Raw genomic sequence first — 25,365 nt, 5'->3', positions numbered from 1 at the left:
GGAAGCCGGCCGGATCGCCGTCCGGCCGGCTCGGTGCGTGTCGTGTGGTGTGCGGCTCCCTTCGCCGGGAGGGTCGGGTCAGCTCCGGCCGCCCCGGCTCATCTTCATCGAGGCGCCCGCGCAGACCAGTCCGAGCAGGACCGCCAGGCCACCGATGATCACGTTGTTCAGTACGACACCGACGTCCGGACTGCTGCCCACCACCCAGGGCGAGATGATCATCCAGGCACCCATGGCGCAGATGGCCCAACTGAGCCCGTACATGCGCTGCGGCATCGCCGTGAACCCGAGTCCGAGCACGGCGATCGCGATACCCATGACCAGGTTGTGCGTCACCAGCGCGGACTGCGAGGCCGTGAAGTGCAGCACCCACGGCGACACGGCGCAGTACAGACCGACCAGGAAGACCGGCGCGTCCACCAGCGCCACATCGCGGCCGCCCATCACGCGTGCGTAGCGGTCGCTCATTTCCGAGACATCGGGGTGTCCGGCCATGTCATGGCCGACATGCGAGGCGTTCGACATGAGGTTCGTCCCCTTCGGATCGTGCGGACCCGGTCACCGTCGCCTGCGGGAAGTGGCCCGCACTGACCATTCTGCTCTTATCTGTCGCTTATGTGTAGATTCGAGCGGATCGGAATTCCGCAGGAAGCGCACCGGTCCGGCCGGCTCACGGGCGGGCGCGGCGCCCACCCGTGAGGGACGGGGTCACGCGGCGGGCGGCATCAGGACCGTGTCGACGATGTAGACCGTCGCGTTGGCGGTCGGCACATTGCCGCAGACGATCCCGGACGTGCCGTTCACGGTGTACGCCGCGCCCGAACCGGCCGTCGTCAGCTCGTCCTTCTCCAGGGTCTCGAAGGAGCCCTTCGCCAGCTGCTCCGGCGTCAGCTTCCGGCCCACCACGTGGTACGTGAGGACCTTGGTGAGCGCGTCCTTGTCGGCGAGCAGCTTCTCCAGGTCGGCCTTCGGGACCTTGGCGAAGGCGTCGTTGGTCGGGGCGAACACGGTGATGTTCTGCGCGCTGTTCAACGTGTCCACCAGGCCGGCCTTCTTGACCGCGGTGACCAGGGTGGACAGGGCCGGATTGTTCGAGGCCGCCGTGGCGACCGGGTCCTGCGCCATGCCGGTGAAGGACCCCGCACCGCTCTTCGGGACCGAGGCGCAGGCCGGGCCGAACGGCTTGTCGGTGTTCACGGGGGCGGCGGAGGAGGGGGCGGCAGAGGTCTTCGCGGGGTTGCCGCTCGTCCCGGAGGCGCTGGTGTCGGACTCGCCGGAGCAGGCCGTCAGGACCAGCGGCAGGACGAGCGCGGCGGACAGCGCGACGGCGGCGCGGCGGGCGTGGGTGGCCTTCATGGTGTTCTCCTGTATCGGTAATTAATTGATTACGTACGGTAGTTGGTCTGGGGTGTGCGCGCGCCGGGGCGGGCGGTGCGCGGGGGAGGCGGGGCTCGGGGGAGACGGCGGCGGAGGCGCGCCGGTCAGGACACGTTCACCACCACGGTGTGCCGGCCGGTCGCGCCGTCGGGCAGGGTGCCGACGCGCCGCCCGGTCTGGACGGCGCCGGTGCCGTCGGTGGCGCGGACCTCCAGGGTGTGGCCGCCGGGGGTGGCGGGCCATTCCCACACCCACTGGCGCCAGGTGTCCCGGCTGTCCTGCGCCGCGAGCCGGGCCGGCTGCCAGGGCCCGCCGTCCACCCGTACCTCGACGCGGACGATGCCCCGGTGCTGGGCCCAGGCGACCCCGGCGACCGGCACGGTGCCGGCCTTCGGGGAGGCGAAGGGGCGCGGGGTGTCGATGCGGGCCTGGGTCTTGACCGGCGCCCGCCGGGACCACGACCGCCGCACCCAGTACGGGTCGTACGCGTCGAAGGTGGTCAGCTCGATGTCCTGGAGCCACTTGCAGGCCGACACGTATCCGTACAGGCCGGGGACGACCATCCGCACCGGGAAGCCGTGGGCGAAGGGCAGCGGTTCGCCGTTCATGCCGAAGGCGAGCAGGGCGTCGCGGCCGTCCATCACGTCCTCGACCGGCGTGCCGATCGTCATGCCGTCCACCGAACGCGCCACGAGCTGATCGGCCGGTCCGCCCTCGGACGGGGGCCGCACGCCCGCCTCCCGCAGCAGATCGGCCAGGCGCACCCCCAGCCAGCGGGCGTTGCCCACGTACGGGCCGCCGACCTCGTTGGAGACGCAGGTCAGGGTGATGTCGCGCTCGACGGTCTCCCGGCGCAGCAGGTCCCGGAGCCCGAGCTCCAGCGGGGTGCGCACGCCCTCGCCGTGGATGCGCAGCCGCCACGTCCCGGCGTCCACCCTCGGCACCACCAGGGCCGTGTCGATGCGGTAGAAGTCCTGGTTGGGCGTCACGAAGGGGCTCAGGCCGCGCAGTTCCAGGTCGGTGCCGGGTGGCACGGCGGGTGCGGGGGAGTCGGGCGCCGGGAGCCTCAGATCGCGCCGGGAACGAGCCGCCCCCGCCTGCACGACGGAGGTGAGCCGCCGCCCCAGCAGCCCCGCCCCGGCCGAGACGGCCGCCACGGCGCCCGCCGCGAGGACGAAGCCGCGCCGGTCGAAGGCGCCGGCGGTGCGCCGCCCGGCGAGGGGTGCGGCGGCCGGGACCAGCCGTCCCGCCAGGACGTACAGCACACCCGCCGCCACCACCGCGCCCACCAGCGACGGCAGGGCGTCGAGGGCCCCGCCGCCGGGCCGTCCGACCGCACAGACCGCCCCGATCACGCCGAAGACCAGGACGCCCGCCGCCCCGGCGCGCCGGTGACGCGGCGCCGACAGCCCGAGCGTCACGGCGAACAGCGCCAGCAGGGCGAGGATGCCCAGCTCCAGCACGAGCTTGTCGTCGGTGCCGAAGTTCCGTACGGCGAAGTCCTTCACGGCCGGGGGAGTGCGGTCGATCACCGCACCGCCCACCGCCGCGACCGGACCCGCCTCGGGGCGCACCAGCGCCGCCACCAGTTCGGCGACGGCCAGCGCGCAGAACCCGGCGATCAGCCCGGCGAGCGCGCCGCAGACCGCGCGTGCCGCACGGGCCCGCCGGGGCTCTCCCGCCCCGGTCTCCGGATCGTTCCGCTCTTCACTCACGTCGGGGATTCGGAGCCGGCCGCCCGGCGGATGGGTCCATCACCCGAACGAGTGGCGCAGGTTCGTTCACGCCGACGGCAGCTTCATCAGTGCCATCGGGGCCGAGGTCGGTCGGGCGGAGCCGCCCGCCGGCTCGATCGTGATGCCCATGCCGACGGCCCCGCCGACCGGCCCGTCCAGCAGCGCGGTGTACGCCGTCGACGACGGGTCGGCGGCGCGCATCAGGCCCGCCGGGCGCATCGTGCCCCCGTCGTCGAACCACAGCTGGTACACCTTGCCGCTGGGCGGCGCCGCCAGCCCGGAGGCCATGAACACCGCCCGGTCCTCGCTGCGGGAGACCACCACCGTGCCCCGCGCACCGTTCTCCAGCGTGCCGGAGGAGGTCCGGGCGTCGGGGGCGGCGAGGACGCGGGCCAGCCGCTCGGCGTGCTGCCGGGCGGCGTCCGCCTGCTGCCGGGCGTCCCGCGCCTCCCGCTGCTGCCACCCGGCGACCCCGGCGAGGCCGACCGCCGCGGCCAGGCAGGCGGCCAGGGCGAGCCGGGGCCAGGCGCCCGCCCCACCCCGCCGCTCGGGCGCCCGGCCGCGCCGGGGCGTGTCCGGCGGCTCCTGGCGTACCGTCGTGATCTCCCGGAGCACCCGCTCCCGCAGGGCGCGGGGGGCCGGTGCGGCGGCGGCGAGGCCGAGCCGGGTCGCGGTCTCGGAGAGTTCGCGCACCTCGACGGAGCAGGCCCCGCAGTCGGCCAGATGCCGTTCGAAGGCGTGGCGTTCGGCGTCGGGCAGGGCGTGCAGCGCGTAGGCGCCCGTCAGGGTGTGCAGAGCGGCGTCGGTCATGCGCCCACCCCCAGGCAGTCGCGCATCCGGATCAGTCCGTCGCGCAGCCGGGTCTTGATCGTGCCGAGCGGAACCGCCAGCAGTTCGGCCACCTCGCGATAGGTCAGCCCCCGGTAGTACGCCAGGGTGACGGACTCGCGCTGGAGCTCGGAGAGGGTGCGCAGACAGCGGCGCACCTGCTCGCGCTCCAGCCGGGTCTCCACCTGCTCGGTGACCTCGTCGAAGGCGGGCGTACGGTCGAGCAGGGCCGCCTTGTGCTCGCGGACGGCGGCGGCCTGCGCGGAGCGCACCCGGTCCACGGCGCGGCGGTGGGCCAGGGTCAGCACCCAGTTCATGGCGCTGCCGCGGGCGGGCCGGAAGCGGGACGCGGTGCGCCACAGCTCCACCAGGACCTCCTGGGCGACCTCCTCGGACTGGGCCGGGTCGCGCAGCACGCCGCGCACGAGCCCCAGCACCGGCCCGCTCACCCTGTCGTAGACCTGGGCGAACGCCTCCTGGTCGCCCAGGGCGACCCGTCCCATCAGCTCCTGGAGATCGGGCCCCGCCGAGGCCGTTCCGCTGATGTACACGGCTTCTTTCACGCGGGGGTCCCTTCGGTGGTCGGCGCTCTCCGGGTTATTCGGAGCCGGTGCCGGTGCGGATGGGCCGCAGGCCGGAGATCCTGCCACGACGTCCGCGGCCGGGCGCCGGGCGCAGTGCCGCGTACCCGCCCAGCGCCGTCCCGGCCACCAGGAGCGCGGCGCAGCCGAGGGTCACCCCGTCCGGGTGGACCAGCGGCTGACCGCGCAGCGCCTGCCACAGCACCAGGGCGACCAGCCCCGCGTACGCGCCCACGGCCACCCGTGTCAGCCGCAGCCGCACCCCCGCGTCCCGCAGCCGGGGCAGCCGGGGCGCCAGTGCCACCGGAGCCAGGAGGAGCAGCGGCAGGATCTGGAGCGCGTGCATCCCCACGAAGTGCGGCACGCGCAGGTCGCCGCCGGTCGTGGACCAGCCCGTGAACGGCATCGACGGGCCGCCGTCCGGAACGCCCACCGCGTGCGCGCCGACCACATCGGCCGTGCCGTCCAGGCCCGCCGCCCGCTGCTCCGGGGTCGGCACGGTCATCAGGAAGCCGATGCCCGCGCCCGCGAGGGCCAGCAGGACGCCGGCCCGGACCGCCAGGGCCGAGGCGCGGTCCGCGATCCGGGCCCGCAGCAGCAGGACGGCGATGACCAGCGTGCCCGCCCACAGCACGACGACCGTCACGCCCATCACCTGGAACAGCGCGGCGTCGAACGGTGTGGCCACGTTGAAGTGGCTCCGCTTCCCCCGGATCACCTGCCCGGTGATGATCACCATCTCGCCCAGGCTCGCCGCGGCGACCACCGTCCCGGCCCACCGGCCGACCCGCCGGCCCCGGTCGGTGAGCGTCAGCATCCAGGCCAGCGAGAGCGCGTACACCACGAACGACACCGCGAACTTGAAGGGCTTGGCCCAGATCGGCGCGCCCGCCAGAACCCGGTCGTCGACCAGCAGGCCGACCCCCGAGACCGCGGTCATCACCGCCATCGAGGCGGCGAACAGGACTAACGGGCGGTGCCAGGTATGCCATCGCGACATGGGTGTCCCCCTGAAGGATCGATCCGAGTATGGATAGTGGCACTTGCCACTATCGGTAGGGGAACTATCTATGATGAGTGCCGGATTGGCAAGGAGAGAGGGCGAACGCGCGGTGCGCATCAGTGAGTTGAGCCGCAGGTCCGGGGTCCCGGTGCCGACGATCAAGTTCTACGTCCGGGAGGGGCTGCTGCCCGCCGGCCGGCTGACCAGCCCCAACCAGGCGAGCTACGGCGAGGGGCACGAGCGCAGGCTGCGGCTGATCCGGGCCCTGCTGGACGTGGGCAAGCTCCCGCTGTCGGCGATCGGGGAGGTGCTGCGGGTCATGGAGGACCCGGCCCAGCCGGTCCACAAGGTCCTGGGCGCGGCGGCCGCGCGGCTCGACGCGCCGCCGGCCGACGAGGCCGGACCCGAACTGCGGGCGGCCCGCGAGGAGGTGGCGGAGCTGGTGGAGCGCAGGGGCTGGTGCTCGGAGCCGGGCAGCGCCGGGGCGGAGTCCCTCGCGGAGGTGCTGGTGGCCCTGCGCCGGGCGGGGCACGGCGCGTTCATCGACCTGCTCGACGCGTACGCGGACGCCGCCGAGCAGGTCGCCCGCGTGGACCTCGGCTATGTGCGGGCCAGGGTGGCGCGGGAGGACCTGGTGGAGAGCGTGGTCGTCGGCACGGTCCTGGGCGAGGCGATGTTCGGCGCGCTGCGGAGACTGGCGCACGCGGAGGCGTCGGAACGCGCCTACGGGGAGGAGGCGCGGGGCGGGGGCGCGCCGGCCGGGGGAGCGGCCGGGGCATGAGCCACGGTCCGGGCCGGGCGCGCGTCACGCGCCGGGGCCCGGCACGGCGCCGGAGCCCGGCGCGGCGATGCGGCCCGGCGTGGCGATGCGGCCGTCCGGCGGCGCCCCGGCATGACGGTGCCCCCGGTCCGGCGGACCGGGGGCACCAGGGCGGTGCGTACCGCGTGGGTTACGCGGCGGGCTCCTGCTCGCGCTGCACCTGCTCGTTCCACTCGCGCTTCACCGAGCGCCACGCCTCGTCGTCGTGGCCCAGGCGCCAGTAGCCCGAGATCGACAGCCGGCCGGCCGGAATCCCGCGCTCCAGGCGCAGATGGCGGCGGATCTCCTTCACGAAGCCCGCCTCGCCGTGGACGAACGCCTGGACGTCGCCGGACGGGAACTCCAGCCCCCTCACCGCCTCGACCAGCGCCTCGCCGACCGGGCGGCCGGCCCGGTGCAGCCAGGTGATGACGACGCCGTCCGGCGAGGCGATCTTCTGCTCCTCCGCCGCGTCCGCCACCTCGACGAACGCGTGCACCACCGCACCCGCCGGCATCCGCTCCAGCGCGGCGGCGACGGCCGGCAGCGCGCTCTCGTCGCCCGCCAGCAGATGCCAGTCCGCCGACGTCTCGGGGGCGTAACCCCCGCCGGGCCCCAGGAACGTCACCTGGTCGCCCGGCTTCGCCCCCGCCGCCCAGGGCCCCGCGAGGCCCTCGTCGCCGTGCACCACGAAGTCGATCGCCAGCTCGCGGGCCGCGGCGTCCCAGGAGCGCACCGTGTACGTACGGGTGGTGGGCCACAGCTCGCGCGGGTACTCCTCGCGGATGCGGGCCATGTCGAAGGGATGGGTGTACTCCGCGCCCTCGGGGGCGAAGCACAGTTTCACGTAGTGGTCGGTGAATCCGTCGAGGGTGAAGTCGGCGAGGCCGTCGCCGCCGAGCACCACCCGGACCATGTGCGGGGTGATCCGCTCGGTGCGCAGCACCTGCGCCCCCCGAGCCCTCGGGGCCCGCCGCTCAGGTCGTTCTGCCACGAGATCCGCTCCCTGCTGCCGGAAATGAGGGACCGCCGGCCGGAGCCGGCATCAGGTCTTAGGGTTACCTAACCTAACACCTCAGTCGCGCAGCACGTCGAGGAGTCGTCCCACCGCTCCGCCGATGCCCCACCGGGCCACCAGCGTCTCCAGGGCCGCCGGGTCGCGCGGCCCGGCGGGCAGGGCCGGGTCGAAGTCCGGAAGCGGCACGTCACCGGCGACCCGGACCACCTTCGGCGCCACGGCCACATAGGCGCGGGCCTCGTCGAGCCGCTTGCGCTGGGAGGGCGTCAGCCTGGCCGCCGGGTCGTCCACGGCGGCCATGATCCCGGCCAGGTCGCCGAAGGCGTCCAGCAGCTTGGCCGCCGTCTTCTCGCCGATGCCGGGCACGCCGGGCAGCCCGTCGCTCGGATCGCCGCGCAGCAGTGCCAGGTCCACGTAACCGCGGCCGTCCACGCCGTACTTCTCGCGCAGCCACGCCTCGTCCGTCAGTTGCAGGGTGCCGACCCCCTTGAGCGGGTAGAGCACCCGCACCCCGCGGGCGTCGTCCACCAGCTGGTAGAGGTCCCGGTCGCCGGTGACGATGTCCACCGGGCCGGACGCCCGCCCGGTCAGCGTGCCGATCACGTCGTCCGCCTCGTAGCCCTCGGCGCCGATCCGGGCGATGCCCAGCGCGTCCAGGACGTCCGCGATGACCGGCACCTGCGGGGCCAGCGTGTCCGGCGTCTCCTCCTCGTCCGGCACCCCGGCCCCGGTCTCGACGGCCACCCGGTGCGCCTTGTACGTGGGGATCAGGTCCACCCGCCACTGCGGCCGCCAGTCCGCGTCCCAGCAGGCCACGAGGTCGTCCGGGCGGTGGTCCCGCACCAGCCGGCCGATGAAGTCCAGCAGGCCGCGGACGGCGTTGACCGGGGTGCCGTCCGGCGCGCGTACCGAATCGGGCACACCGAAGTAGGCGCGGAAGTAGAGGGAAGCGGTGTCGAGGAGCATCAGGCGTCGCGTCACACGCCGATGATGCCGCACCCCACCGACAGTGGCCGCCGGGGACGCGGTTCCCGGAAACCCCGGCCGGATATGTGATCCGGGTCACTCTTGTGTTTGCTCCGTGTAAGCGGGGGCAGGCGCGCCATCGGAGCGGACCACGTCGCAATTTCAACTATTGCATGTGACAAGCGGACAGAATCCGTGCCGCTCCACGGTCTGCCGGTGGGGGTGGCGGACCGTTTTCGGTTCAACGCGTGAGGTGTATGTGTCCAGGCTGCAAGCCGAGCACTTGTACAAAGTGTTCGGCAGACGACCCGATCAAGCCGTGCGGAAACTGCGGAGCGGCACCGACCGCGAAGCGCTGCGCGCCGACGGAACGACCGCAGCGGTGATCGACGCATCGTTCACCGTCGAACCCGGCCAGATCTTCGTCGTGATGGGGCTGTCCGGCTCGGGCAAGTCCACGCTGCTGCGGATGCTCAACGGCCTGCTGGAGCCCACCTCGGGCCAGGTGCTCTTCGACGGCCAGGACCTGACCGCCCTGAGCCCCGCCCAGCTGCGCCACGTCCGCTCCACCCGGATCAGCATGGTGTTCCAGCACTTCGCGCTCTTCCCCCACCGGAGCGTCCTGGAGAACGCCGCGTACGGCCTGGAGGTGCAGGGCGTCCCGCGCGCCGAGCGCAACCGCCGCGCCGCCGAGGCCCTGGAACTGACCGGCCTGGCCGGCTGGGAGAAGTCCTGGCCCGACGAGCTGTCCGGCGGCATGCAGCAGCGCGTGGGCCTCGCCCGCGCGCTCGCCACCGACGCCGACCTGCTCCTGATGGACGAGTCCTTCAGCGCGCTCGACCCGCTGATCCGCCGCGACATGCAGGACCAGCTCCTGGAGCTCCAGAAGCGGCTGAAGAAGACCATCGTCTTCATCACCCACGACCTCAACGAGGCCATGCGCCTGGGCGACCGCATCGCCGTGATGCGCGACGGCGAGATAGTCCAGCTCGGCACCGCCGAGGACATCCTCGTCACCCCGGCCAACGACTACGTCGCCTCCTTCACCCAGGACGTCGACCGCGCCCGCGTGCTGACCGCGGGAGCCGTCATGGCCGAACCGCACACGGTCATGGGCACCCGCGACGACGACGGCAACGAGCTGCGCAACCCCGCCGACGTACTGCGGGCCGCACCGGCCACCGTCACCGAGTCCACGCCGATCATCGAGCTGTTCACCCCCTGCTCGCAGAGCGGGGTCGCGGTCGCCGTGACCGACGAGAAGGGCAAGCTCACCGGAGTCATCCCCCGCGCCCGGCTGCTGGCCGTGCTCGGCGAGCCGATGACCCCGGCAGGCGCCCCGCAGGACGCCGCCGCGACCTCGCCGAAGAAGGTGGCCGGTGTTTAGGCTCCATCTCGGCGACTGGGTCGACTCCGCGGTCGACTGGCTCCAGACCCACCTGTCCTGGCTCTTCGACGCCATCAGCTCCGTCGTGAGCGGCATGTTCGACGGCATCGCCGCTGTGCTCTCCGCTCCGGCCCCCCTGCTCTTCGCGGGCATCGTCGCCGTCATCGCCTGGTGGCTGCGCGGCCTGCTCGCCGGTCTCCTGGCCTTCGCCGGATTCGCCCTCATCGACTCGGTCGAACTGTGGGACGAGGCGATGGACACGCTGACGCTGGTCCTCGTCGCGACGATCGTGACGCTGGTCCTGGCCATTCCGCTCGGCATCTGGGCGTCCCGCTCCAAGACGGTGAGCGCGGTGACCCGGCCGGTCCTGGACTTCATGCAGACCATGCCCGCCATGGTCTATCTGATCCCCGGCGTGATCTTCTTCGGTGTCGGTGTCGTTCCCGGCATCATCGCCACCATCATCTTCGCGCTGCCTCCGGGCGTCCGGATGACCGAACTCGGCATCCGCCAGGTGGACGGCGAACTGGTCGAGGCGGCCGAGGCGTTCGGCACCACCTCGCGCAACACCCTGCTGCGGGTCCAGCTGCCGCTCGCCCTGCCCACGATCATGGCCGGCATCAACCAGGTCATCATGCTGGGCCTGTCCATGGTGGTCATCGCCGGCATGGTCGGCGGCGGCGGCCTCGGCGGCTCCGTCTACCGCGCCATCGGCAACGTGGACGTCGGCCTCGGCTTCGAGGCCGGTGTCTCCATCGTCATCCTGGCCATGTACCTGGACCGGATGACCAGCGCCCTGGGCCGCGAGGTCTCCCCGCTCGCCCGCCGCGCGCTCGCCAAGGCGCAGTCGGTGGCCGGCGGCCTGAAGATCTGGCACCACCGCCCGCAGCCCGTCGTCGCCGTCGCGGGCGTCGTCGCCCTGGCGCTCGTCGCCGGCGGCATGGGCCTCTTCGGCTCCTCCGACGACGCGAAGGACGCCACCGCCTCCGGTACGCGCAAGATCGGCGCCGGCAAGAAGATCAGCATGGGCTACATCCCGTGGGACGAGGGCATCGCCTCCACGTTCCTGTGGAAGGAGCTGCTGGAGCGCCACGGCTTCGAGGTGGACGTCAAGCAGTACGAGGCCGGCGCGCTGTACACCGGCATGGCGGGCGGCCAGATCGACTTCGAGACCGACTCCTGGCTGCCGGTCACCCACGCCTCGTACTGGAAGAAGTACAAGGACCGCCTGGAGGACATGGGCTCCTGGTACGGCCCCACCTCGCTGGAGCTGGCCGTGCCCGCGTACGTCGAGGACGTGAAGTCCCTGGCCGACCTCAAGGGCAAGGCGTCCGACTTCAAGGGCCGGATCGTCGGCATCGAGCCCAGCGCCGGCGAGATGGGCCTGCTCAAGGACAAGATCCTGCCCGGCTACGGCCTGGACAAGGAGTACAAGGTCATCGACGGCTCCACGCCGTCCATGCTGGCCGAGCTGAAGCGCGCGTACGCCAAGAAGGAACCGATCGTCGTTCCGCTGTGGTCGCCGCACTGGGCGTACAACCAGTTCGAGCTGACCAAGCTCAAGGACCCCAAGAACCTCTGGGGCAAGGGCGACGGCATCCACACGCTGGCCCGCAAGGGCTTCACCGCGGACAACCCCGTGGTCGGCAAGTGGCTCAAGGACTTCGAGATGACCGAGGACCAGCTCACCAGCCTCGAAGCCGAGATCCAGAAGAGCGGCTCCGGCAAGGAGCAGCAGGCCGTCCGCACCTGGCTGAAGGCCAACCCGGACGCCGCCGCCGAGTGGACCCCCGTCCCCGAGGGCGCGAAGAAGGCCGCCAAGGGCAAGGACGAGCGCGACCGCCCGGTCGAGGTGGCCTGGTTCCCGTGGGAGGAGGACATCGCCGCCACGTACCTGTGGAAGGCCGTCCTGGAGGACCGCGGCTACACCATCAACCTCAAGCAGTTCGAGGTCGGCCCGATGTACACCGCGATGTCGCGCGGCCAGCTCGACGTGCAGTTCGACGGCTGGCTCCCGTACACCCAGAAGAACTACTGGGACAAGTACGGCTCCCAGCTCACCGACATCGGCTCCTGGTACGGCCCGACCTCGATCGAGGTCGCGGTGCCGAGCTACGTCAAGGACGTGAAGTCCCTGGCCGACCTCAAGGGCAAGGCGTCCGACTTCAAGGGCCGGATCGTCGGCATCGAGCCGGGCACTGCCACCATGGGGAACCTCAAGAAGAACGTGCTGCCGTCCTACGGCCTCGACAAGGAGTACAAGGTCGTCGACGCCTCCACGCCCGGCATGCTCGCCGAGCTGAAGCGCGCGTACGCCAAGAAGGAACCCATCGCCGTCCTGCTGTGGACCCCGCACTGGGCGTACAGCGAGTACGAGCTGACCAGGCTCCAGGACCCGAAGAAGGCGTTCGGCGAGGGCGACCGGCTGCACACCATCGCCTCCAAGAGCTTCCCGGAGAACTACCCGCGGCTGACGAAGTGGTTCAAGGACTTCCGGATGAGCGAGGAGCAGCTCGCCGGTCTGGAGAACGAGATCCAGAAGCGCGGTACAGGACACGAAGAGGAAGCCGTGAAGGCCTGGATGGAGAAGAATCCGGGCATCGCGGACAAGATGGCGCCGCAGTAGGCACCGGAACCGGCCCCCACCAGGGCCGCAGTCCATGAAGGGGTGGGTCCCGCCGGCGGCGGGACCCACCCCTTCCGGTGTTCCGGTGAGGTCACTTTCCGGGCCGTCCTGCCCCAACGGAGTGCGCGAGACGCCCACAACCGGAAGGATGGCGACTTGGGAGGGAGCCGGACATGGACGAGAAGGAAACACTTCGGGTGGGCGCCGCCGTCCGCCGACAGCGCAGATCCCTGGGACTGACCCTGGCCGCCGTCGCGTCGCGCAGCGGCCTGTCCGTACCGTTCCTCAGCCAGATCGAGAACGAACGCGCCAGACCCAGCGCCCGGTCCCTCGACCGGGTCGCCGAAGCGCTGGAGACCACCACCGCCCGGCTGCGGGCCGCCGCCGACTCCGCCCGCGCGGTGGACGTCGTACGCGCCGCGCGGCAGGACGGCACGCACCGGGTGGTCCGCGGCCGCCATCAGCTCAGCGCCCTGGAGTTCAGCGGGGAGCTGGACCTCGGACGCGAGTTCCAGCACCGCAACGACGAGATCCTGTACGTGGCCGAGGGCGCCGTCGAAGTGGAGGCGGAGGGCCGCGCCTACCGGCTGGTCCAGGGCGACACCCTGTTCCTGTCCGGCGGGGTCCGCCACCGCTGGCGGGCCACCCTGCCCGGCACCCGGCTGCTGTGCGTCGCGGTCGCCGAACACATCGACGCCACATCGGACCCCCGGCGCTGACCGTGCCGGGGGTCCGATGAGGCGCCGCTCAGGCGGCCCCGGCCGCCACCGGCACCGGCCGCTGCGGCGCCGCGAGCAGCGCCCCGCTGAGCAGCCCGCGCACCGTACGCACCCCGGCCACCGCCCACGCCGTCACCAGCAGCACGTACAGCGCCACGGCCAGCCAGGTGAACGCCGTCAGACCCGTGTGCCGGGCCAGCCCCGCCGCCCCCGTCACACAGGTGCCGACCGGGAACGTGAAACCCCACCAGGTCATCGAGAACGTCATCCCGGCACGCATCGCACGCACCACCATGGCCAGCGACAGCGCCAGCCACAGCAGCGCGAACCCCATCACCGGCACCCCGTACAGCACCGCGAAGGCGCGCAGCGCCGAGGCGTACGTACCGCCGACCGCGCCCGGCGCCACATCGGCCAGCGCGTTCACCGCGGTCGTCGACTGGCCCAGCGGCCCGAGCACCAGGAACAGCGTGGGCGTCAGGGCCGGCGGCAGCGGACCCCGGTGCACCAGCCGGCCGAAGATCAGCGGCAGCATCGTCAGCGTCACCAGCAGGCTCAGCCCGAACATCGCGTAGCAGCCCAGCAGCAGCGCCTCGCGCCCCTGCCCCGGCGGCAGCTCCGGCACCAGCATCGGGCCCAGCGCGGCCGCCACCATCGGCGCCACCACCGGCAGCAGCCACACCGGGGACGCCGTACCCGGCGCCGGCCGGTGGCGCACGATCATGAGATACGGCACCGCCACCGCCGCCACCAGAGCGGTCACCGTGCCCGCCGTGTACAGCACCACGTCCAGCGCCAGCGCCGCCCGGTGCCCGATGACGTCCCGGCCCACGACCAGCCCGGAACCGCCGACCGCCAGCAGCGCCATCGACAGGCAGCCGTAGAACGGCGCGACGGCCGGGTCGGCCAGATGCGTCCGTGCCTGGTCGCGGTGAGCCACCCAGTGCCCCGCCCGCGCCACCAGCACCGCGGCCAGCAGCAGCGCCGAGACCACCCACACCACCGCACAGGCGTCCCGCAGCCCCGGTATGTGCGGCGGCAGCGCCACACCCGCGCTCGCCACGATCGCGGTGCCCATCACCGTCGCGTACCAGTTGGGGCCGAAGTGCCGCAGCGCGGGCCGCCGGACGGCGGCGGAGTACGGGGAACGAGTGCGGGTCCGTAGATAGGTGGCCATGCCACGATTGTCCCGGACCGTGCCGGAGCCCCACCAGGGAGTACCCGCCTATGAGGTCATAAGGTGGGCTTATGACCAGCGAACCGCCCAGCCCGCTGTCCCACCGGGTCCCCGACCTCGGCGCGCTGGAACTGCTCCTCGCCGTCGCCCGGCACGGCAGCCTCGGCCGCGCCGCCCGCGACCTGGGCATCAGCCAGCCCGCCGCCAGCAGCCGGGTCCGCGCGATGGAACGGCAGCTCGGCGTCACCCTCCTCGACCGCTCGCCCCGCGGCTCCCGCCTCACCGGCGCGGGCGCCCTCGTCACCGACTGGGCCCGCCGGATCGTGGAGGCCGCCGAGGCATTCGACGCGGGCGCCCAGGCCCTGCGCGACCGCCGCGACTCCCGGCTGCGGGTCGTCGCCTCCATGACCATCGCCGAATACCTGCTCCCCGGCTGGCTCATCGCCCTGCGCGCCGCCCGCCCCGGCACCGCCGTCTCGCTGCTCGCGGGCAACTCCGCCGAGGTCGCCCAGCGACTGCTGGGCGCGGACGCGGACCTCGGCTTCGTCGAGGGCCTGACCGTCCCGGAAGGGCTCGACGGCACGGTCATCGCCCACGACCGCCTCGTCGTCGTGGTCGCCCCCACCCACCCCTGGGCCCGCCGCCGTGCCCCGCTCACCCCCGACGAACTGGCCGCCACCCCCCTCATCCTGCGCGAGCACGGCTCCGGTACCCGCCAGGTCCTGGACGCCGCGCTCGCCCTCCACGGACCCCTGGCCCCCGCCCTCCTGGAACTCTCCTCGACCACCGCCGTCAAGGGCGCGGCCGAGAGCGGCGCAGGGCCCTGCGTCCTGAGCGAACTCGCCCTCGGCGAGGAACTGTCCGCCCGCCGCCTGGTCAAGGTCCCCGTCGCCGGAGTACGGCTGCGCCGCCAGCTGCGCGCGGTCTGGCCCGCGGGACACCGCCCCACCGGCCCCGCCCGCGACCTGCTCGCCCTCACCCGCACCGGCACGCCCGACGCCTGAAAACCGGGCGACGCACCCGGCCGGCCCACGGCACCCTTGCAGGGCACCCGACCCGAGAGGACCACCCGTGAGCCCCACGCCCCAGCTGCGCCGCGCCGGCGCGGCCGACGCCGCCGAACTCACCCGGCTGCGCCTGGTCATGCTCGCCTCCGCCGACGTCCACCCGGACCCCGGCTGGACCCCGCAGTGCGAGGCGTACTTCCGCGAACGGCTCGGCACCGACCCGCACTTCGTCGCCTATGTGATCGCCGCCGGGGACCTGCTGCTGTCCAGCGCCGTCGGCCAGTGCATGCGCTCCCTGCCCCGGCCGGGCCGCGCCCCCTACGTCGGCCACATCGCCTCCGTCGCCACCGACCCCGCCCACCGGCGGCGCGGCTACGCCCGCCTGACCTTCCGGGCCGTCCACGACCACCTCGTCGCGGCCGGCTGCTCCCGCATCGACCTCACCGCGTCCCCCGAGGGCGAGGCCCTCTACCGCTCGATCGGCTACGCCGACCCCACCGGCCCCACCCCACTGACCTGGAAGGCCGACCGATGACGAGCACCGCCCCGCCCGCACGCGGCGTCCGCCACGACTGGGCCGGCCTGCCCGCCCCCGTCCGCGCGGCCGTCGAGGACATCCTCGGCGCACCGGTCACCGAGGCCCGTACCCAGAACGTCGCTTCTCGCCCGGCGTCGCCGCCCGCGTCCGGCTCGCCGGCGGCGGCCGCGCCTTCGTCAAGGCGGTGAGCGCCCGGATCAACGCGGGCAGCCCCGACCTGCACCGCGCCGAGATCCGGCACACCGCACTGCTGCCCGCACACGCCCCCGTACCCCGGCTGCTCGGCTCCTACGACGACGGAACCTGCGTCGCCCTCGTCCTGGAGGACATCGACGGCCGCCAGCCCGCCGTGCCCTGGGACCGGGAAGAACTGGACCGGGTCCTGACGGCCGTGGGCGACCTCGCCCGCCACCTCACCCCGGCCCCGGCCGGCGTACCGGCCGTCGCCGAACGCAAGGCCCACATGTTCACCGGCTGGCGCACCCTGCACGCCGCCGGGGACACCGGCCGCCTCGACCCCTGGGCCGCCCGCCGCCTCGCGGACCTCGCGCACCTGGAGAGCGGCTGGCCCGCGGCAGCCGCCGGCGACACCCTCGCCCACAGCGACCTGCGCGCCGACAACATCCTGCTCACCGGCGACCGCACCGTCTTCGTCGACTGGCCGCACGCGGTACGCGCCGCGCCCTGGTTCGACCTGCTGGTGATGCTGCCCTGCGTGGCCGCCCAGGGCTACGCCTCCGGCGAGGGCAGCCCGGACCCCGAGGCCCTGTTCACCGCCCACCCGCTCGGCCGGGACGCGGACCCCGACGCGGTCACCGCCGTGCTCGCCGCCGTCGCCGGATACTTCACGGAACAAGCGCTGCGCCCCGACCCGCCGGGCCTGCCGACGCTCCGGGCCTTCCAGGCAGCCCAGGGAGCCGCCGCCCTGGACTGGCTGCGCCGGCGGCTCGGCGAGCGGCCCCGGTATCGGCTTCGGACAGGACCTAAAGTGGAGCGATGAGCTACCCGACCCCGCCCGGCTGGTACCCGGACAGCGCCGTGCCCGGCACCGAGCGCTGGTGGGACGGGACGGCCTGGACCGCGCACACCCGCGCACCCGCCGCCGCGCCCGCCCCCGCCCCGCCGTACCCGGTGCCCCCGCAGCGCGGCGGAGGCGGCGGCAGCGCTCGGGCCGTCGCCCTCGTCGCCGCCGGGGCGGTCGTCGTCGGTGCCGCCGTCACCGGGGCCGTGCTGCTCACCGGCAACGACGACCCGGCACCCCCGCAGGCCCACGGCACCCCGACCCCCACGACCGGCGCCACCGCCACCGGCACCGGCGGCCCCTCGCCGGACGGCACACCGGCCCACCGGGACCCGGCCCTCCTGATCGACCAGCTCAACGGCGTCAGCCTGCCCATCCCGGATGGCTGGGAGCGCCCCGAGCGCACCTCGGGGCAACTCCTCACGATGCGCACCGAGGACGCCTACGACTGCCCCGGCGCGTCCACCGCGCGCTGCTACCACGGCACGGTCACCACCCGGACCCCCGGCGGCACCGACGCCACCACCCCCGAGGCCCTCGCCGAGGAGGACATCACCGACGCGGCCGACCGCGCCTACGAGGAGGACTTCGTCGGCCGGCGCATCCACGGCGGCATCACCGCGCACCGGCAGATCGCCGCCGGTGAGGTCACGGTGGCGGGCCGCAGCGGCTACTTCGTGCGCTGGAAGGTCACCACCGCCAAGGGCCCCGGCGGCTATGTGCAGTCGCTCGCCTTCCCCTCACCGGTCGGCAGCCAGTCGCCCGTCATCGTGCGCTACGCCTTCGACGCGGGCCCGGACGGACCCCCGCTGTCCCTCATGGACACGCTCACCCGCGGCATCCGCTCCACCGACGACGACACCAAGGACGACGACACCAAGGACGACGGCTCCGCGAAGCAGGACGACGACGCGCAGGACGGCGCCGGCAGCGCCATCGAGCACACCCGCTAGAGGAACGTGCGGCCCTCGCCCCGGTACGTCGGCACGGTCGCGGTGACGCGGTCGCCCTCGATCAGGTGCAGCGCGTCGAACCGCTCGCACAGCTCACCGGCCTTCGCATGCCGGAACCACACCTTGTCGCCGATCAGCAGATCGTCGGCCGGGGCGCCCAGCAACGGGGTCTGCACCTCGCCCGGCCCCTCCTGCGCGTCGTAGCGCAGCCCTTCCGGGAGGTACGGGACCGGCAGCCGGTCCGCCCCGGCCGGGCCCGACGCCGGGTAACCGCCCCCGAGCACCGTCACCACGCCCACGCCCGGCCGGCGCACCACGGGCTGCGCGAACAGGGCGGCCGGGCGCGCGGTGAACGAGGTGTAGTTGTCGAACAGCCGCGGCACGTAAAGCCCCGAACCGGCGGCGACCTCCGTCACCGCGTCCTCGGCCGCCGTGTGCTGCACGCTGCCGGTGCCGCCGCCGTTCACGAACTCCAGGTCCGGCGCCACCGCCCGTACCGCCCGCACCACCTCGGCCCGCCGCACCGCCAGCTCCCTGCGGGCCGTCGCCTGCATCAGCCGGATCGCCCGCGACCGCAGCGGACGACCCGCCACCGCGTCCCCGACACCCGCGATGTGCCCCTCGTACGCCATCAGGCCGACCAGCCGGAAACCGGGCCGCCGGACCACGGACCTGGCCAGCTCGGCCAGCTCGGCGGGGGAGCGCAGCGGCGAGCGCAGGGCGCCGATCCGGACCCGGCCGCCGAGCAGCCGCAGCGAGGTGTCCAGCTCCAGGCAGACCCGGATCTCCTGGGCGCCGCCCGCCCGCGCCGCGTCGATCAGCTCCAGCTGGGAGGCGTCGTCCACCATCACGGTCACGGCGGCGGCGAGCTTCGGATCGGCGGCCAGCTCCGCGTAGGCCGACCGGTCGGCGGACGGATAGGCCAGCAGGACGTCCTCGAAACCGGCGCGGGCCAGCCACAGCGACTCCGCCAGCGTGAACGACATGATCCCGGCGAAGCCCGGCCGCCCCAGCACCCGCTCCAGCAGCGCCCGGCACCGCACCGACTTGCTCGCCACCCGGATCGGCTTGCCCGCGGCCCGGCGTACGAGATCGTCGGCGTTGGCGTCGAACGCCTCCAGATCGACGACGGCGACGGGGGCGTCGAGATGCGCGGTGGCCCGGTCGTAACGGGCCCGGTCGGCGGCACGGGCAGTCATGGCCGCAGCTTGCCAGACGGCCGTACTGATGGGTAGGGGGAAGATCCGTGCAGATCCGCCGGTGCCCCGGCGGCCCGCTCCCACCCGGAGCACCGCAGCCCGTAGAGTGGCGCGCACGCGGCGAGCGGGGACCGCGCGCGGTACGGAACGGATCAGGGGGACGCATGAGTACCGAAGCGCAGCGCGCCCCTCTGCCGCCCCGCCCGACCACCCCGCCGCGCCCCTCCCAGCCGCCACCCCCGCCGCACCCGCACGACGCCGGCCCACCGCCCCCGCCCCCGCAGGCGGGCTGGCCACCGCCCGTCGCCCCGCCCCGCCCCGGCGCGGGCCCCGCCCCGTTCCGGGACCGGCGGGCGTACCGGGCCGCCGCCGCCGGAATCTGCGCGGTCCTCGGCCTCGGGCTGATCGGCGGGGCCGCCACCGGCAGCTGGCTCACCGGCGGCGCGGACGAACCCGCTGCCCGCAGCGCGTACACCGTGGGCCGGGAGGCCTGGCACAGCATCCCCGTGGACAGCCTCTTCCCCCGCACCCTCGACGGCGACGGCGCCGGACCCGGCGGCGCCGACCGGGTCTGGACGCGGCTCGCCGTCGCCCCGGACAGCGGCTGCGCCACCGCGCTCGACCCGCTGCTCGCCAAGACCCTGCGCACGGTCGGCTGCGCCCGCGTCCTGCGCGCCACCTACACCGACGCCACGGCCAGCAGCGTCACCACCGTGGGCCTCGTGTTCACCGAGGCCGACGCCGAGGCGATGCGCGCCCTGAGCACCCGGTTCGCCGGCGAGCGCCTCGACCGCCGCACCGATCTGCTGCCCCGCGCCTACCCGGTCCCCGACAGCCCGGCGGCCGCGTTCGGCGCCCGGCAGCGCGCCAGCTGGACCGTGCGGGTGCTGACCGGACTGCCCGTCGTCGCCTTCGCCGTCTCCGGCTTCGCGGACGGCCGCGCGAGCACCCCGCCCCAGCCCGCCGAACAGGCCGTGGCCGAAGGCGCCACGACCGCCGCCGCGCAGGCCGGGCTCGGCCACGAGGCCAAGGGCCTGGCCGACCGCGTCGAGCGCGGGCTGCGCACCCGGATCGCCGACCTCACGGAGCAGCCGCAATGACCCGTCGCGCCCGCCACCGCCTCCTCGGCGCTCTCTGCGCGGCCACGGCCCTCGCCCTGCTGCCCGCCGGCCCCGCCGGCGCGGACACCATCCGGGCCCAGCAGTGGGGCCTGACCGCCCTGCACACCGACCGGGCCTGGGAGACCACGCGCGGCAAGGGCGTCACCGTCGCCGTCGTGGACACCGGTGTGGACGGCAGCCTGCCCGACCTGGCCGGCCAGGTCCTGCCCGGCAAGGACCTCATCGGCTTCGGCGCGGGGCGCGGCGACAAGGCGTGGGCCCGGCACGGCACCGCCATGGCCGGGATCATCGCGGGCCGGGGCCACGGCAGCGGCCGTGCCGACGGCGTGCTCGGCATCGCGCCCGAGGCCAAGATCCTGCCCGTCCGGGTCATCCTCGAAGCGAGCGACCCGGCCCGCGCCAAGGCCCGCAAGACCCGTGGCACCGCGCTCGCGGACGGCATCCGCTGGGCCGCCGACCACGGCGCCGACGTCATCAACCTCTCCCTCGGCGACGACAGCGAGTCCGCGCACCCCGAACCCGGCGAGGACGCCGCCGTCCAGTACGCGCTGACCAAGGGCGCCGTGGTCGTCGCCTCGGCCGGCAACGGGGGCGAGAAGGGCGACCACATCTCGTACCCCGCCGCCTATCCGGGGGTGATCGCCGCCACGGCCGTCGACCGGTACGGCACCCACGCCTCGTTCTCCACCCGACGCTGGTACGCCACCGTCAGCGCCCCCGGCGACGACATCGTCGTCCCGGCGCCCGACCGCAAGTACTACGTGGAGTGGGGCACCTCGGCCGCCGCCGCGTTCGTCTCCGGCGCGGTCGCCCTCGTCAGGTCCGCGCACCCCGGCCTCTCGCCCGCGCAGATCAAGAAGCTCCTCACCGACACCGCCCGCGACGCCCCGGCCGGCGGCCGCGACGACGCGCGCGGCTACGGGATCGTGGACCCGGCCGCGGCCATCGAGGCGGGCGGCCGGCTGCGCGCCGCCGACGCGCCCGGCGACTCCGCCCCGGCCGGCTACCGCAAGCGGTACTTCGGCACCGGTCCCACGCCCGAACCCGGCGACGACGGCCCGGCCGGCCGGCTCGCCCCGGCGGCCGTCGGCCTCGGGGTACTGCTGCTCGCGGCGGGCGCGCTGCTCTGGCGCACCCGCGACGGCCGCCCGCTGCGGGGCCGGACCCGCTGAGCCGGACGCGAGCGCGGGGGCACTAGGCTCGACCCGTGGCGCAGAAGAACATCCCGGACCCCGGTTACTCCGACGACGACGGCACCGCCGACCCCGCCCTGGCCTCGGCGCTCGCCGCCTGGTCCGCGGACCGCAGCGCGGTCGCACCGGTCCTCGAAGCCCTCAGCGGCGCCCGGCTCCTGGTGCCCGTGGTCGCCGTGCTCGGCGAGGTGGAGGAGGACGAGAACGGGCTGCGCCGCGAGAAGACCAGCGACATGGCGGTGCCCACCCTCCGGGCCGGCGACCGGTGCGCGCTGCCCGCCTTCACCTCCACCGCATCACTGGCCCGCTGGGACCCGCAGGCCCGCCCCGTCGCCGTACCGCTGCACCAGGCGCTGCAGGCCGCCGCGCACGAGAAGGCCGACACCGTCGTACTGGACCTCGCCGGACCGGTGGCCTTCGAGCTGACCGGGGCCGCCCTGCGCGCCCTCGCCGAGGGCCGTACCAGCGCGGACCCGCTCGACGACCCGGCCGTCACCGCGGCGGTGCGCGAGGCGGTCGCCGCCGAGCCCGCCGTGCTCCGCGCCCATCTCGGCCCCGGCAGCGCCGACGGCACCCTGGCCCTGGTCCTGGCGGCGGACGCCGACCCGGCGGCGGCGGTCGGCCGCGTCGCCCGGTCGCTGGCCGCCCACGAGGTGCTGCGCGCCCGGCTGGTCCGCGGCCTGGACCTCGCGCTGCTGCCCGCGGACGCGGCCGCCCCCGGCGAGCCGCTGTTCACGCGCTGAGCGCGGACGGGGGCCCGCCGGGGGCGGCGAGGGCGGTGGGGGAGGCGGGCCTCAGCCGAGGGCCGGGTTTCAGCCGAAGACCGGGCCGGTGTACTTCTCGCCCGGACCGTGGCCCGGCTCGTCCGGGACGAGCGAGGCCTCGCGGAAGGCCAGCTGGAGGGACTTGAGGCCGTCGCGCAGCGGGGCGGCGTGGAACGAGCTGATCTCCGTGGTGCTCGCGTCCAGCAGGCCGGCCAGCGCGTGGACCAGCTTGCGGGCCTCGTCCAGGTCCTTGTGGTCGTCGCCGTCCTCGGTCAGGCCGAGCTTGACGGCGGCGGCGCTCATCAGGTTGACGGCGACCGTCACGATCACCTCGACGGCGGGCACCTCCGCGATGTCGCGGGCCATCTCGTCGAAGCCGGGGGAAGTACTGCTGGGGGTCGCGTCACTCATGCGTCTTACGATAGGCCCACGGAAGCGGCCCTCCGTGCGCGGGAGCGGCCGCGCCACCGGGTTGGTGCCCGCCCGGCCGAGCTGCTAACCTTGTGTAACGACCGGCTGGGCAGCTATGTGCCCGGCCCACAAGTGGAGGCTCCGTTCTCCCACCTGGCCGTCCTGGGGACGGCGGGTCACCGGTCAGGTGGTGCCCATCGTTCCGTACGGACGATGGAGCCGCCCGATGCGCCCCGCGGTACGCCGTGGCGGTGTTCCGGTTTTTCAGGAGCCCCGCCTGTGTCCCGTCCGGGGCATTTTTGTTGTCCCGGCACGGTTGGTCTGTCTGAAACAGACGTTACGCGGCTGTCCGCCAGGCGGTCGCGTGGTGCTACCGAGGAGGATCCATCAGCGCCGAGCCCCGCATCAACGACCGGATTCGCGTGCCCGAGGTACGACTTGTCGGTCCCAGTGGCGAGCAGGTCGGGATCGTGCCGCTTGCCAAGGCCCTGGAACTCGCACAGGAGTACGACCTCGACCTGGTCGAGGTGGCGGCTACCGCCCGTCCGCCCGTGTGCAAGCTCATGGACTACGGGAAGTTCAAGTACGAGTCGGCCATGAAGGCCCGTGAGGCGCGCAAGAACCAGGCGCACACGGTCATCAAGGAGATGAAGCTCCGGCCGAAGATCGACCCGCACGACTATGACACCAAGAAGGGTCACGTCGTCCGGTTCCTCAAGCAGGGCGACAAGGTCAAGATCACGATCATGTTCCGCGGTCGTGAGCAGTCCCGCCCCGAGCTGGGCTTCCGGCTGCTCCAGCGGCTCGCTTCGGACGTGGAGGAACTCGGCTTCATCGAGTCCAACCCGAAGCAGGACGGCCGGAACATGATCATGGTTCTGGGCCCGCACAAGAAGAAGACCGAAGCCATGGCCGAGGCCCGCGAGGCCCAGGCCGCCCGCAAGGCGGAGCGCCAGGGGAACAACACCCCCGACGCCGAGCCCGCGGCGAAGGCGCCCGAGGCGGCGCCCGAGGCCGAGGCCGAGACCCCTTCCGAGGCGTGACCTCCGGGGGATGCCATCCAGGCACCCCCGGAACCCCCCGGAAGCCCATGAAGATCTGACGCCCCTGCGTTCCGGTGCCCGCACCGAGAGGGGCGCCACTGACGAGGAGAGAACGGCGCGATGCCGAAGAACAAGACGCACAGCGGTGCCAGCAAGCGCTTCAAGATCACCGGCTCCGGCAAGGTGCTGCGCGAGAGGGCCGGCAAGCGCCACCTGCTCGAGCACAAGTCGTCCAAGAAGACGCGTTCGCTGACCGGTACGGTCGTCGCGGCTCCGGCCGACGCCAAGAAGGTCAAGAAGCTTCTCGGCAAGTGAGGCCGCGGTCCCCGGTGAGTCCGGGGACACGCCCTCCATCCGACCGGGACCCAATCGTTTCCGGGCCGTGTGAGTACGACCACGGCCCCGCTACAAGGAGTTAACAAGTGGCACGCGTCAAGCGGGCAGTCAACGCCCACAAGAAGCGCCGGGCGATCCTCGAGCAGGCCAGCGGCTACCGCGGTCAGCGTTCGCGCCTGTACCGCAAGGCCAAGGAGCAGGTCACCCACTCCCTGGTCTACAACTACAACGACCGCAAGAAGCGCAAGGGCGACTTCCGTCAGCTCTGGATCCAGCGCATCAACGCGGCCGCCCGCCAGAACGGCATGACGTACAACCGCCTCATCCAGGGTCTCAAGGCCGCCAACATCGAGGTGGACCGCAAGATCCTGGCCGAGCTCGCGGTCAACGACGCCAACGCGTTCGCCGCCCTCGTCGAGGCCGCTCAGAAGGCCCTCCCGAGCGACGTCAACGCCCCGAAGGCCGCCTGACCCAGGCCGCTCTTCCAGGCATTCCCGCCGGACCCGCAGGCGCCCGCCGTCTGCGGGTCCGGTGCGTTGCGCCCCCTCGCCGGGCCGGTCCGGCGTGCCACCGCCGGGGCGCGGCACGACACCGGACCTTCGTCACGCAGAGAGGCTCCTCGCCGACATGGGCACCCCCGAACTGATCTCCCCGCGTTCGCCGCGGGTCGCCGCCGCCCGGCGGCTGGCCAGGCGCAACTTCCGCGGCAAGGAGCGCAGGTTCATCGCCGAGGGGCCGCAGGCCGTGCGCGAGGCCGCCGGGCACCGGGGCGCGGACGGCGAACCGACCCTCCTCGAACTCTTCGCCACCGCCGAGGCAGCCGAGCGCTACGCGCCGATCGTCGACGCCGCCCTCGCGGCCGGCGCCCGGGTCCACCTCGCCGGCGCCGACGTCCTGGCCGACGTCTCCCAGACCGTCACCCCGCAGGGCCTCATCGGGGTCTGCCGCTTCCTCGACTCGCCCTTCGAGTCGATCCTCGCCGCCCGGCCCCGGCTGGTCGCCGTCCTCGCCCACGTCCGCGACCCCGGCAACGCCGGCACCGTCCTGCGCTGCGCCGACGCGGCGGGCGCCGACGCGGTCGTCCTCACCGACGCCTCCGTGGACCTGTACAACCCCAAGTCGGTACGCGCCTCGGTCGGCTCGCTCTTCCACCTGCCGGTCGCCGTGGGCGTCCCCGTCGAGCAGGCCGTGCGCGGGCTGCGCGAGGCGGGCGTGCGCATCCTGGCCGCCGACGGCGCGGGCAGCGACGACCTCGACGACGAACTCGACGCCGGCACCATGGGCGGGCCCACCGCCTGGGTCTTCGGCAACGAGGCGTGGGGCCTGCCCGAGGAGACCCGCGCCCTGGCCGACGCCGTGGTCCGGGTGCCGATCCACGGCAAGGCGGAGAGCCTCAACCTGGCGACCGCCGCCGCGGTCTGCCTGTACGCCTCCGCGCGCGCCCAGCGCCCCCGCCGCGCCACCGGCTGACCCCGTCCGCGCGCTCCCGCTTCGACGGAGAGCCCCCGTAGGGTGTCGCTGCGTCACCGGCGACTAGTAGGGTGGCCAACTCGGGGGCAGGC

Annotated in this window: 25 protein-coding genes and 1 pseudogene; 15 read left to right on the top strand and 11 right to left on the bottom strand. The window is 73.9% G+C overall.

What is annotated here, in order from left to right:
• Positions 1 to 78 precede the first annotated feature (78 nt).
• From OG710_RS04110 to OG710_RS04085, 6 genes are all read right to left on the bottom strand, one after another.
• Entirely contained in the window at positions 79 to 525 is a 447-nt protein-coding gene (locus OG710_RS04110; protein WP_330238116.1) for an SPW repeat protein, read from the bottom strand.
• Positions 526 to 708: 183 nt separating this feature from the next.
• Positions 709 to 1,356, bottom strand: a complete 648-nt coding sequence (locus OG710_RS04105) for a fasciclin domain-containing protein (protein WP_330238115.1) — start codon at positions 1,354 to 1,356, stop codon at positions 709 to 711.
• Between the two features lie 125 nt (positions 1,357 to 1,481).
• Complete coding sequence (locus tag OG710_RS04100; protein ID WP_443064218.1) at positions 1,482 to 3,092, bottom strand: sulfite oxidase; 1,611 nt, start codon at positions 3,090 to 3,092, stop codon at positions 1,482 to 1,484.
• Positions 3,093 to 3,158: 66 nt separating this feature from the next.
• Complete coding sequence (locus OG710_RS04095) at positions 3,159 to 3,923, bottom strand: anti-sigma factor (RefSeq protein ID WP_330238114.1); 765 nt, start codon at positions 3,921 to 3,923, stop codon at positions 3,159 to 3,161.
• A complete protein-coding gene (locus OG710_RS04090) occupies positions 3,920 to 4,504 on the bottom strand; it encodes a sigma-70 family RNA polymerase sigma factor (RefSeq protein WP_330238113.1) in 585 nt (194 codons plus the stop codon). Before OG710_RS04090 ends, OG710_RS04095 begins: the two co-directional genes overlap by 4 nt.
• 34 nt (positions 4,505 to 4,538) lie before the next feature.
• Positions 4,539 to 5,522, bottom strand: coding sequence for a hypothetical protein (locus tag OG710_RS04085; RefSeq protein ID WP_330238112.1), 984 nt, complete (start codon positions 5,520 to 5,522; stop codon positions 4,539 to 4,541).
• Positions 5,523 to 5,634: 112 nt separating this feature from the next.
• Here OG710_RS04085 and OG710_RS04080 point away from each other — a divergent pair, with 112 nt between their 5' ends.
• A complete protein-coding gene (locus tag OG710_RS04080; protein WP_330242149.1) occupies positions 5,635 to 6,306 on the top strand; it encodes a MerR family transcriptional regulator in 672 nt (223 codons plus the stop codon).
• A gap of 169 nt (positions 6,307 to 6,475) precedes the next feature.
• Here the strand turns inward: OG710_RS04080 and OG710_RS04075 are convergent, their stop codons facing one another.
• Positions 6,476 to 7,318 (bottom strand): siderophore-interacting protein, encoded by an 843-nt coding sequence (locus OG710_RS04075; RefSeq protein WP_330238111.1) that lies wholly within the window; start codon positions 7,316 to 7,318, stop codon positions 6,476 to 6,478.
• 81 nt (positions 7,319 to 7,399) lie between these two features.
• Positions 7,400 to 8,308 carry a 5'-3' exonuclease gene (locus OG710_RS04070; RefSeq protein ID WP_330242148.1) on the bottom strand — a complete coding sequence of 303 codons (909 nt, stop codon included), beginning with the start codon at positions 8,306 to 8,308 and terminating at the stop codon, positions 7,400 to 7,402.
• A 319-nt stretch (positions 8,309 to 8,627) separates the two neighbouring features.
• Between OG710_RS04070 and OG710_RS04065 the strand changes: the two genes are divergently transcribed.
• From OG710_RS04065 to OG710_RS04055, 3 genes are all read left to right on the top strand, one after another.
• Positions 8,628 to 9,695 (top strand): quaternary amine ABC transporter ATP-binding protein, encoded by a 1,068-nt coding sequence (locus OG710_RS04065; RefSeq protein WP_330238110.1) that lies wholly within the window; start codon positions 8,628 to 8,630, stop codon positions 9,693 to 9,695.
• A complete protein-coding gene (locus OG710_RS04060; RefSeq protein WP_330238109.1) occupies positions 9,688 to 12,321 on the top strand; it encodes an ABC transporter permease/substrate binding protein in 2,634 nt (877 codons plus the stop codon). The genes OG710_RS04065 and OG710_RS04060 overlap by 8 nt, the downstream gene beginning before the upstream one ends.
• 173 nt (positions 12,322 to 12,494) lie before the next feature.
• Positions 12,495 to 13,040, top strand: coding sequence for a helix-turn-helix domain-containing protein (locus OG710_RS04055; RefSeq protein WP_111333633.1), 546 nt, complete (start codon positions 12,495 to 12,497; stop codon positions 13,038 to 13,040).
• 28 nt (positions 13,041 to 13,068) lie between these two features.
• Here the strand turns inward: OG710_RS04055 and OG710_RS04050 are convergent, their stop codons facing one another.
• Positions 13,069 to 14,217, bottom strand: coding sequence for a TDT family transporter (locus OG710_RS04050; protein ID WP_330238108.1), 1,149 nt, complete (start codon positions 14,215 to 14,217; stop codon positions 13,069 to 13,071).
• Between the two features lie 71 nt (positions 14,218 to 14,288).
• Here OG710_RS04050 and OG710_RS04045 point away from each other — a divergent pair, with 71 nt between their 5' ends.
• The 4 genes and pseudogenes from OG710_RS04045 to OG710_RS04030 all read left to right on the top strand — a co-directional run bounded on the left by OG710_RS04045 (position 14,289) and on the right by OG710_RS04030 (position 17,736).
• Positions 14,289 to 15,221: a LysR family transcriptional regulator gene (locus OG710_RS04045; RefSeq protein ID WP_330238107.1), complete on the top strand. Its 933-nt coding sequence runs from the start codon at positions 14,289 to 14,291 to the stop codon at positions 15,219 to 15,221.
• 67 nt (positions 15,222 to 15,288) lie between these two features.
• Positions 15,289 to 15,759, top strand: coding sequence for a GNAT family N-acetyltransferase (locus OG710_RS04040; RefSeq protein WP_330238106.1), 471 nt, complete (start codon positions 15,289 to 15,291; stop codon positions 15,757 to 15,759).
• A pseudogene (locus tag OG710_RS04035) lies at positions 15,756 to 16,762 on the top strand (aminoglycoside phosphotransferase family protein). The gene OG710_RS04040 and the pseudogene OG710_RS04035 overlap by 4 nt, the downstream one beginning before the upstream one ends.
• Positions 16,759 to 17,736 (top strand): DUF2510 domain-containing protein, encoded by a 978-nt coding sequence (locus OG710_RS04030; protein ID WP_330238105.1) that lies wholly within the window; start codon positions 16,759 to 16,761, stop codon positions 17,734 to 17,736. Before OG710_RS04035 ends, OG710_RS04030 begins: the two are co-directional and overlap by 4 nt.
• Here OG710_RS04030 and OG710_RS04025 read toward each other — a convergent pair.
• Positions 17,733 to 18,935: an amino acid deaminase/aldolase gene (locus OG710_RS04025; protein ID WP_330238104.1), complete on the bottom strand. Its 1,203-nt coding sequence runs from the start codon at positions 18,933 to 18,935 to the stop codon at positions 17,733 to 17,735. The genes OG710_RS04030 and OG710_RS04025 overlap by 4 nt on opposite strands.
• Before the next feature lie 164 nt (positions 18,936 to 19,099).
• Between OG710_RS04025 and OG710_RS04020 the strand changes: the two genes are divergently transcribed.
• Genes OG710_RS04020 through OG710_RS04010 form a run of 3 tightly spaced genes read left to right on the top strand, consistent with a single transcriptional unit; the run spans position 19,100 to position 21,992 of the window.
• Complete coding sequence (locus OG710_RS04020) at positions 19,100 to 20,035, top strand: hypothetical protein (RefSeq protein ID WP_443064217.1); 936 nt, start codon at positions 19,100 to 19,102, stop codon at positions 20,033 to 20,035.
• Complete coding sequence (gene mycP / locus OG710_RS04015; protein WP_330238103.1) at positions 20,032 to 21,228, top strand: type VII secretion-associated serine protease mycosin; 1,197 nt, start codon at positions 20,032 to 20,034, stop codon at positions 21,226 to 21,228. Before OG710_RS04020 ends, mycP begins: the two co-directional genes overlap by 4 nt.
• A 35-nt stretch (positions 21,229 to 21,263) precedes the next feature.
• Positions 21,264 to 21,992 (top strand): SseB family protein, encoded by a 729-nt coding sequence (locus OG710_RS04010; protein ID WP_330238102.1) that lies wholly within the window; start codon positions 21,264 to 21,266, stop codon positions 21,990 to 21,992.
• A gap of 69 nt (positions 21,993 to 22,061) precedes the next feature.
• Here the strand turns inward: OG710_RS04010 and OG710_RS04005 are convergent, their stop codons facing one another.
• Entirely contained in the window at positions 22,062 to 22,424 is a 363-nt protein-coding gene (locus OG710_RS04005; RefSeq protein ID WP_111333651.1) for a DUF1844 domain-containing protein, read from the bottom strand.
• 386 nt (positions 22,425 to 22,810) lie between these two features.
• Here OG710_RS04005 and infC point away from each other — a divergent pair, with 386 nt between their 5' ends.
• From infC to OG710_RS03985, 4 genes are all read left to right on the top strand, one after another.
• Complete coding sequence (gene infC / locus OG710_RS04000; RefSeq protein ID WP_111333653.1) at positions 22,811 to 23,467, top strand: translation initiation factor IF-3; 657 nt, start codon at positions 22,811 to 22,813, stop codon at positions 23,465 to 23,467.
• A gap of 120 nt (positions 23,468 to 23,587) precedes the next feature.
• Positions 23,588 to 23,782, top strand: coding sequence for a 50S ribosomal protein L35 (gene rpmI / locus OG710_RS03995; RefSeq protein ID WP_018103793.1), 195 nt, complete (start codon positions 23,588 to 23,590; stop codon positions 23,780 to 23,782).
• Between the two features lie 107 nt (positions 23,783 to 23,889).
• Positions 23,890 to 24,273 (top strand): 50S ribosomal protein L20, encoded by a 384-nt coding sequence (rplT, locus tag OG710_RS03990; RefSeq protein ID WP_111333655.1) that lies wholly within the window; start codon positions 23,890 to 23,892, stop codon positions 24,271 to 24,273.
• Between the two features lie 157 nt (positions 24,274 to 24,430).
• On the top strand, positions 24,431 to 25,273 hold the full coding sequence (locus tag OG710_RS03985; protein WP_330238101.1) for a TrmH family RNA methyltransferase: 843 nt from the start codon (positions 24,431 to 24,433) through the stop codon (positions 25,271 to 25,273).
• Positions 25,274 to 25,365: the final 92 nt, after the last annotated feature.

This window comes from Streptomyces sp. NBC_00525 (genome assembly GCF_036346595.1).
Classification (GTDB): domain Bacteria; phylum Actinomycetota; class Actinomycetes; order Streptomycetales; family Streptomycetaceae; genus Streptomyces.
This window is presented reverse-complemented; position numbering and strand designations above follow the sequence as displayed.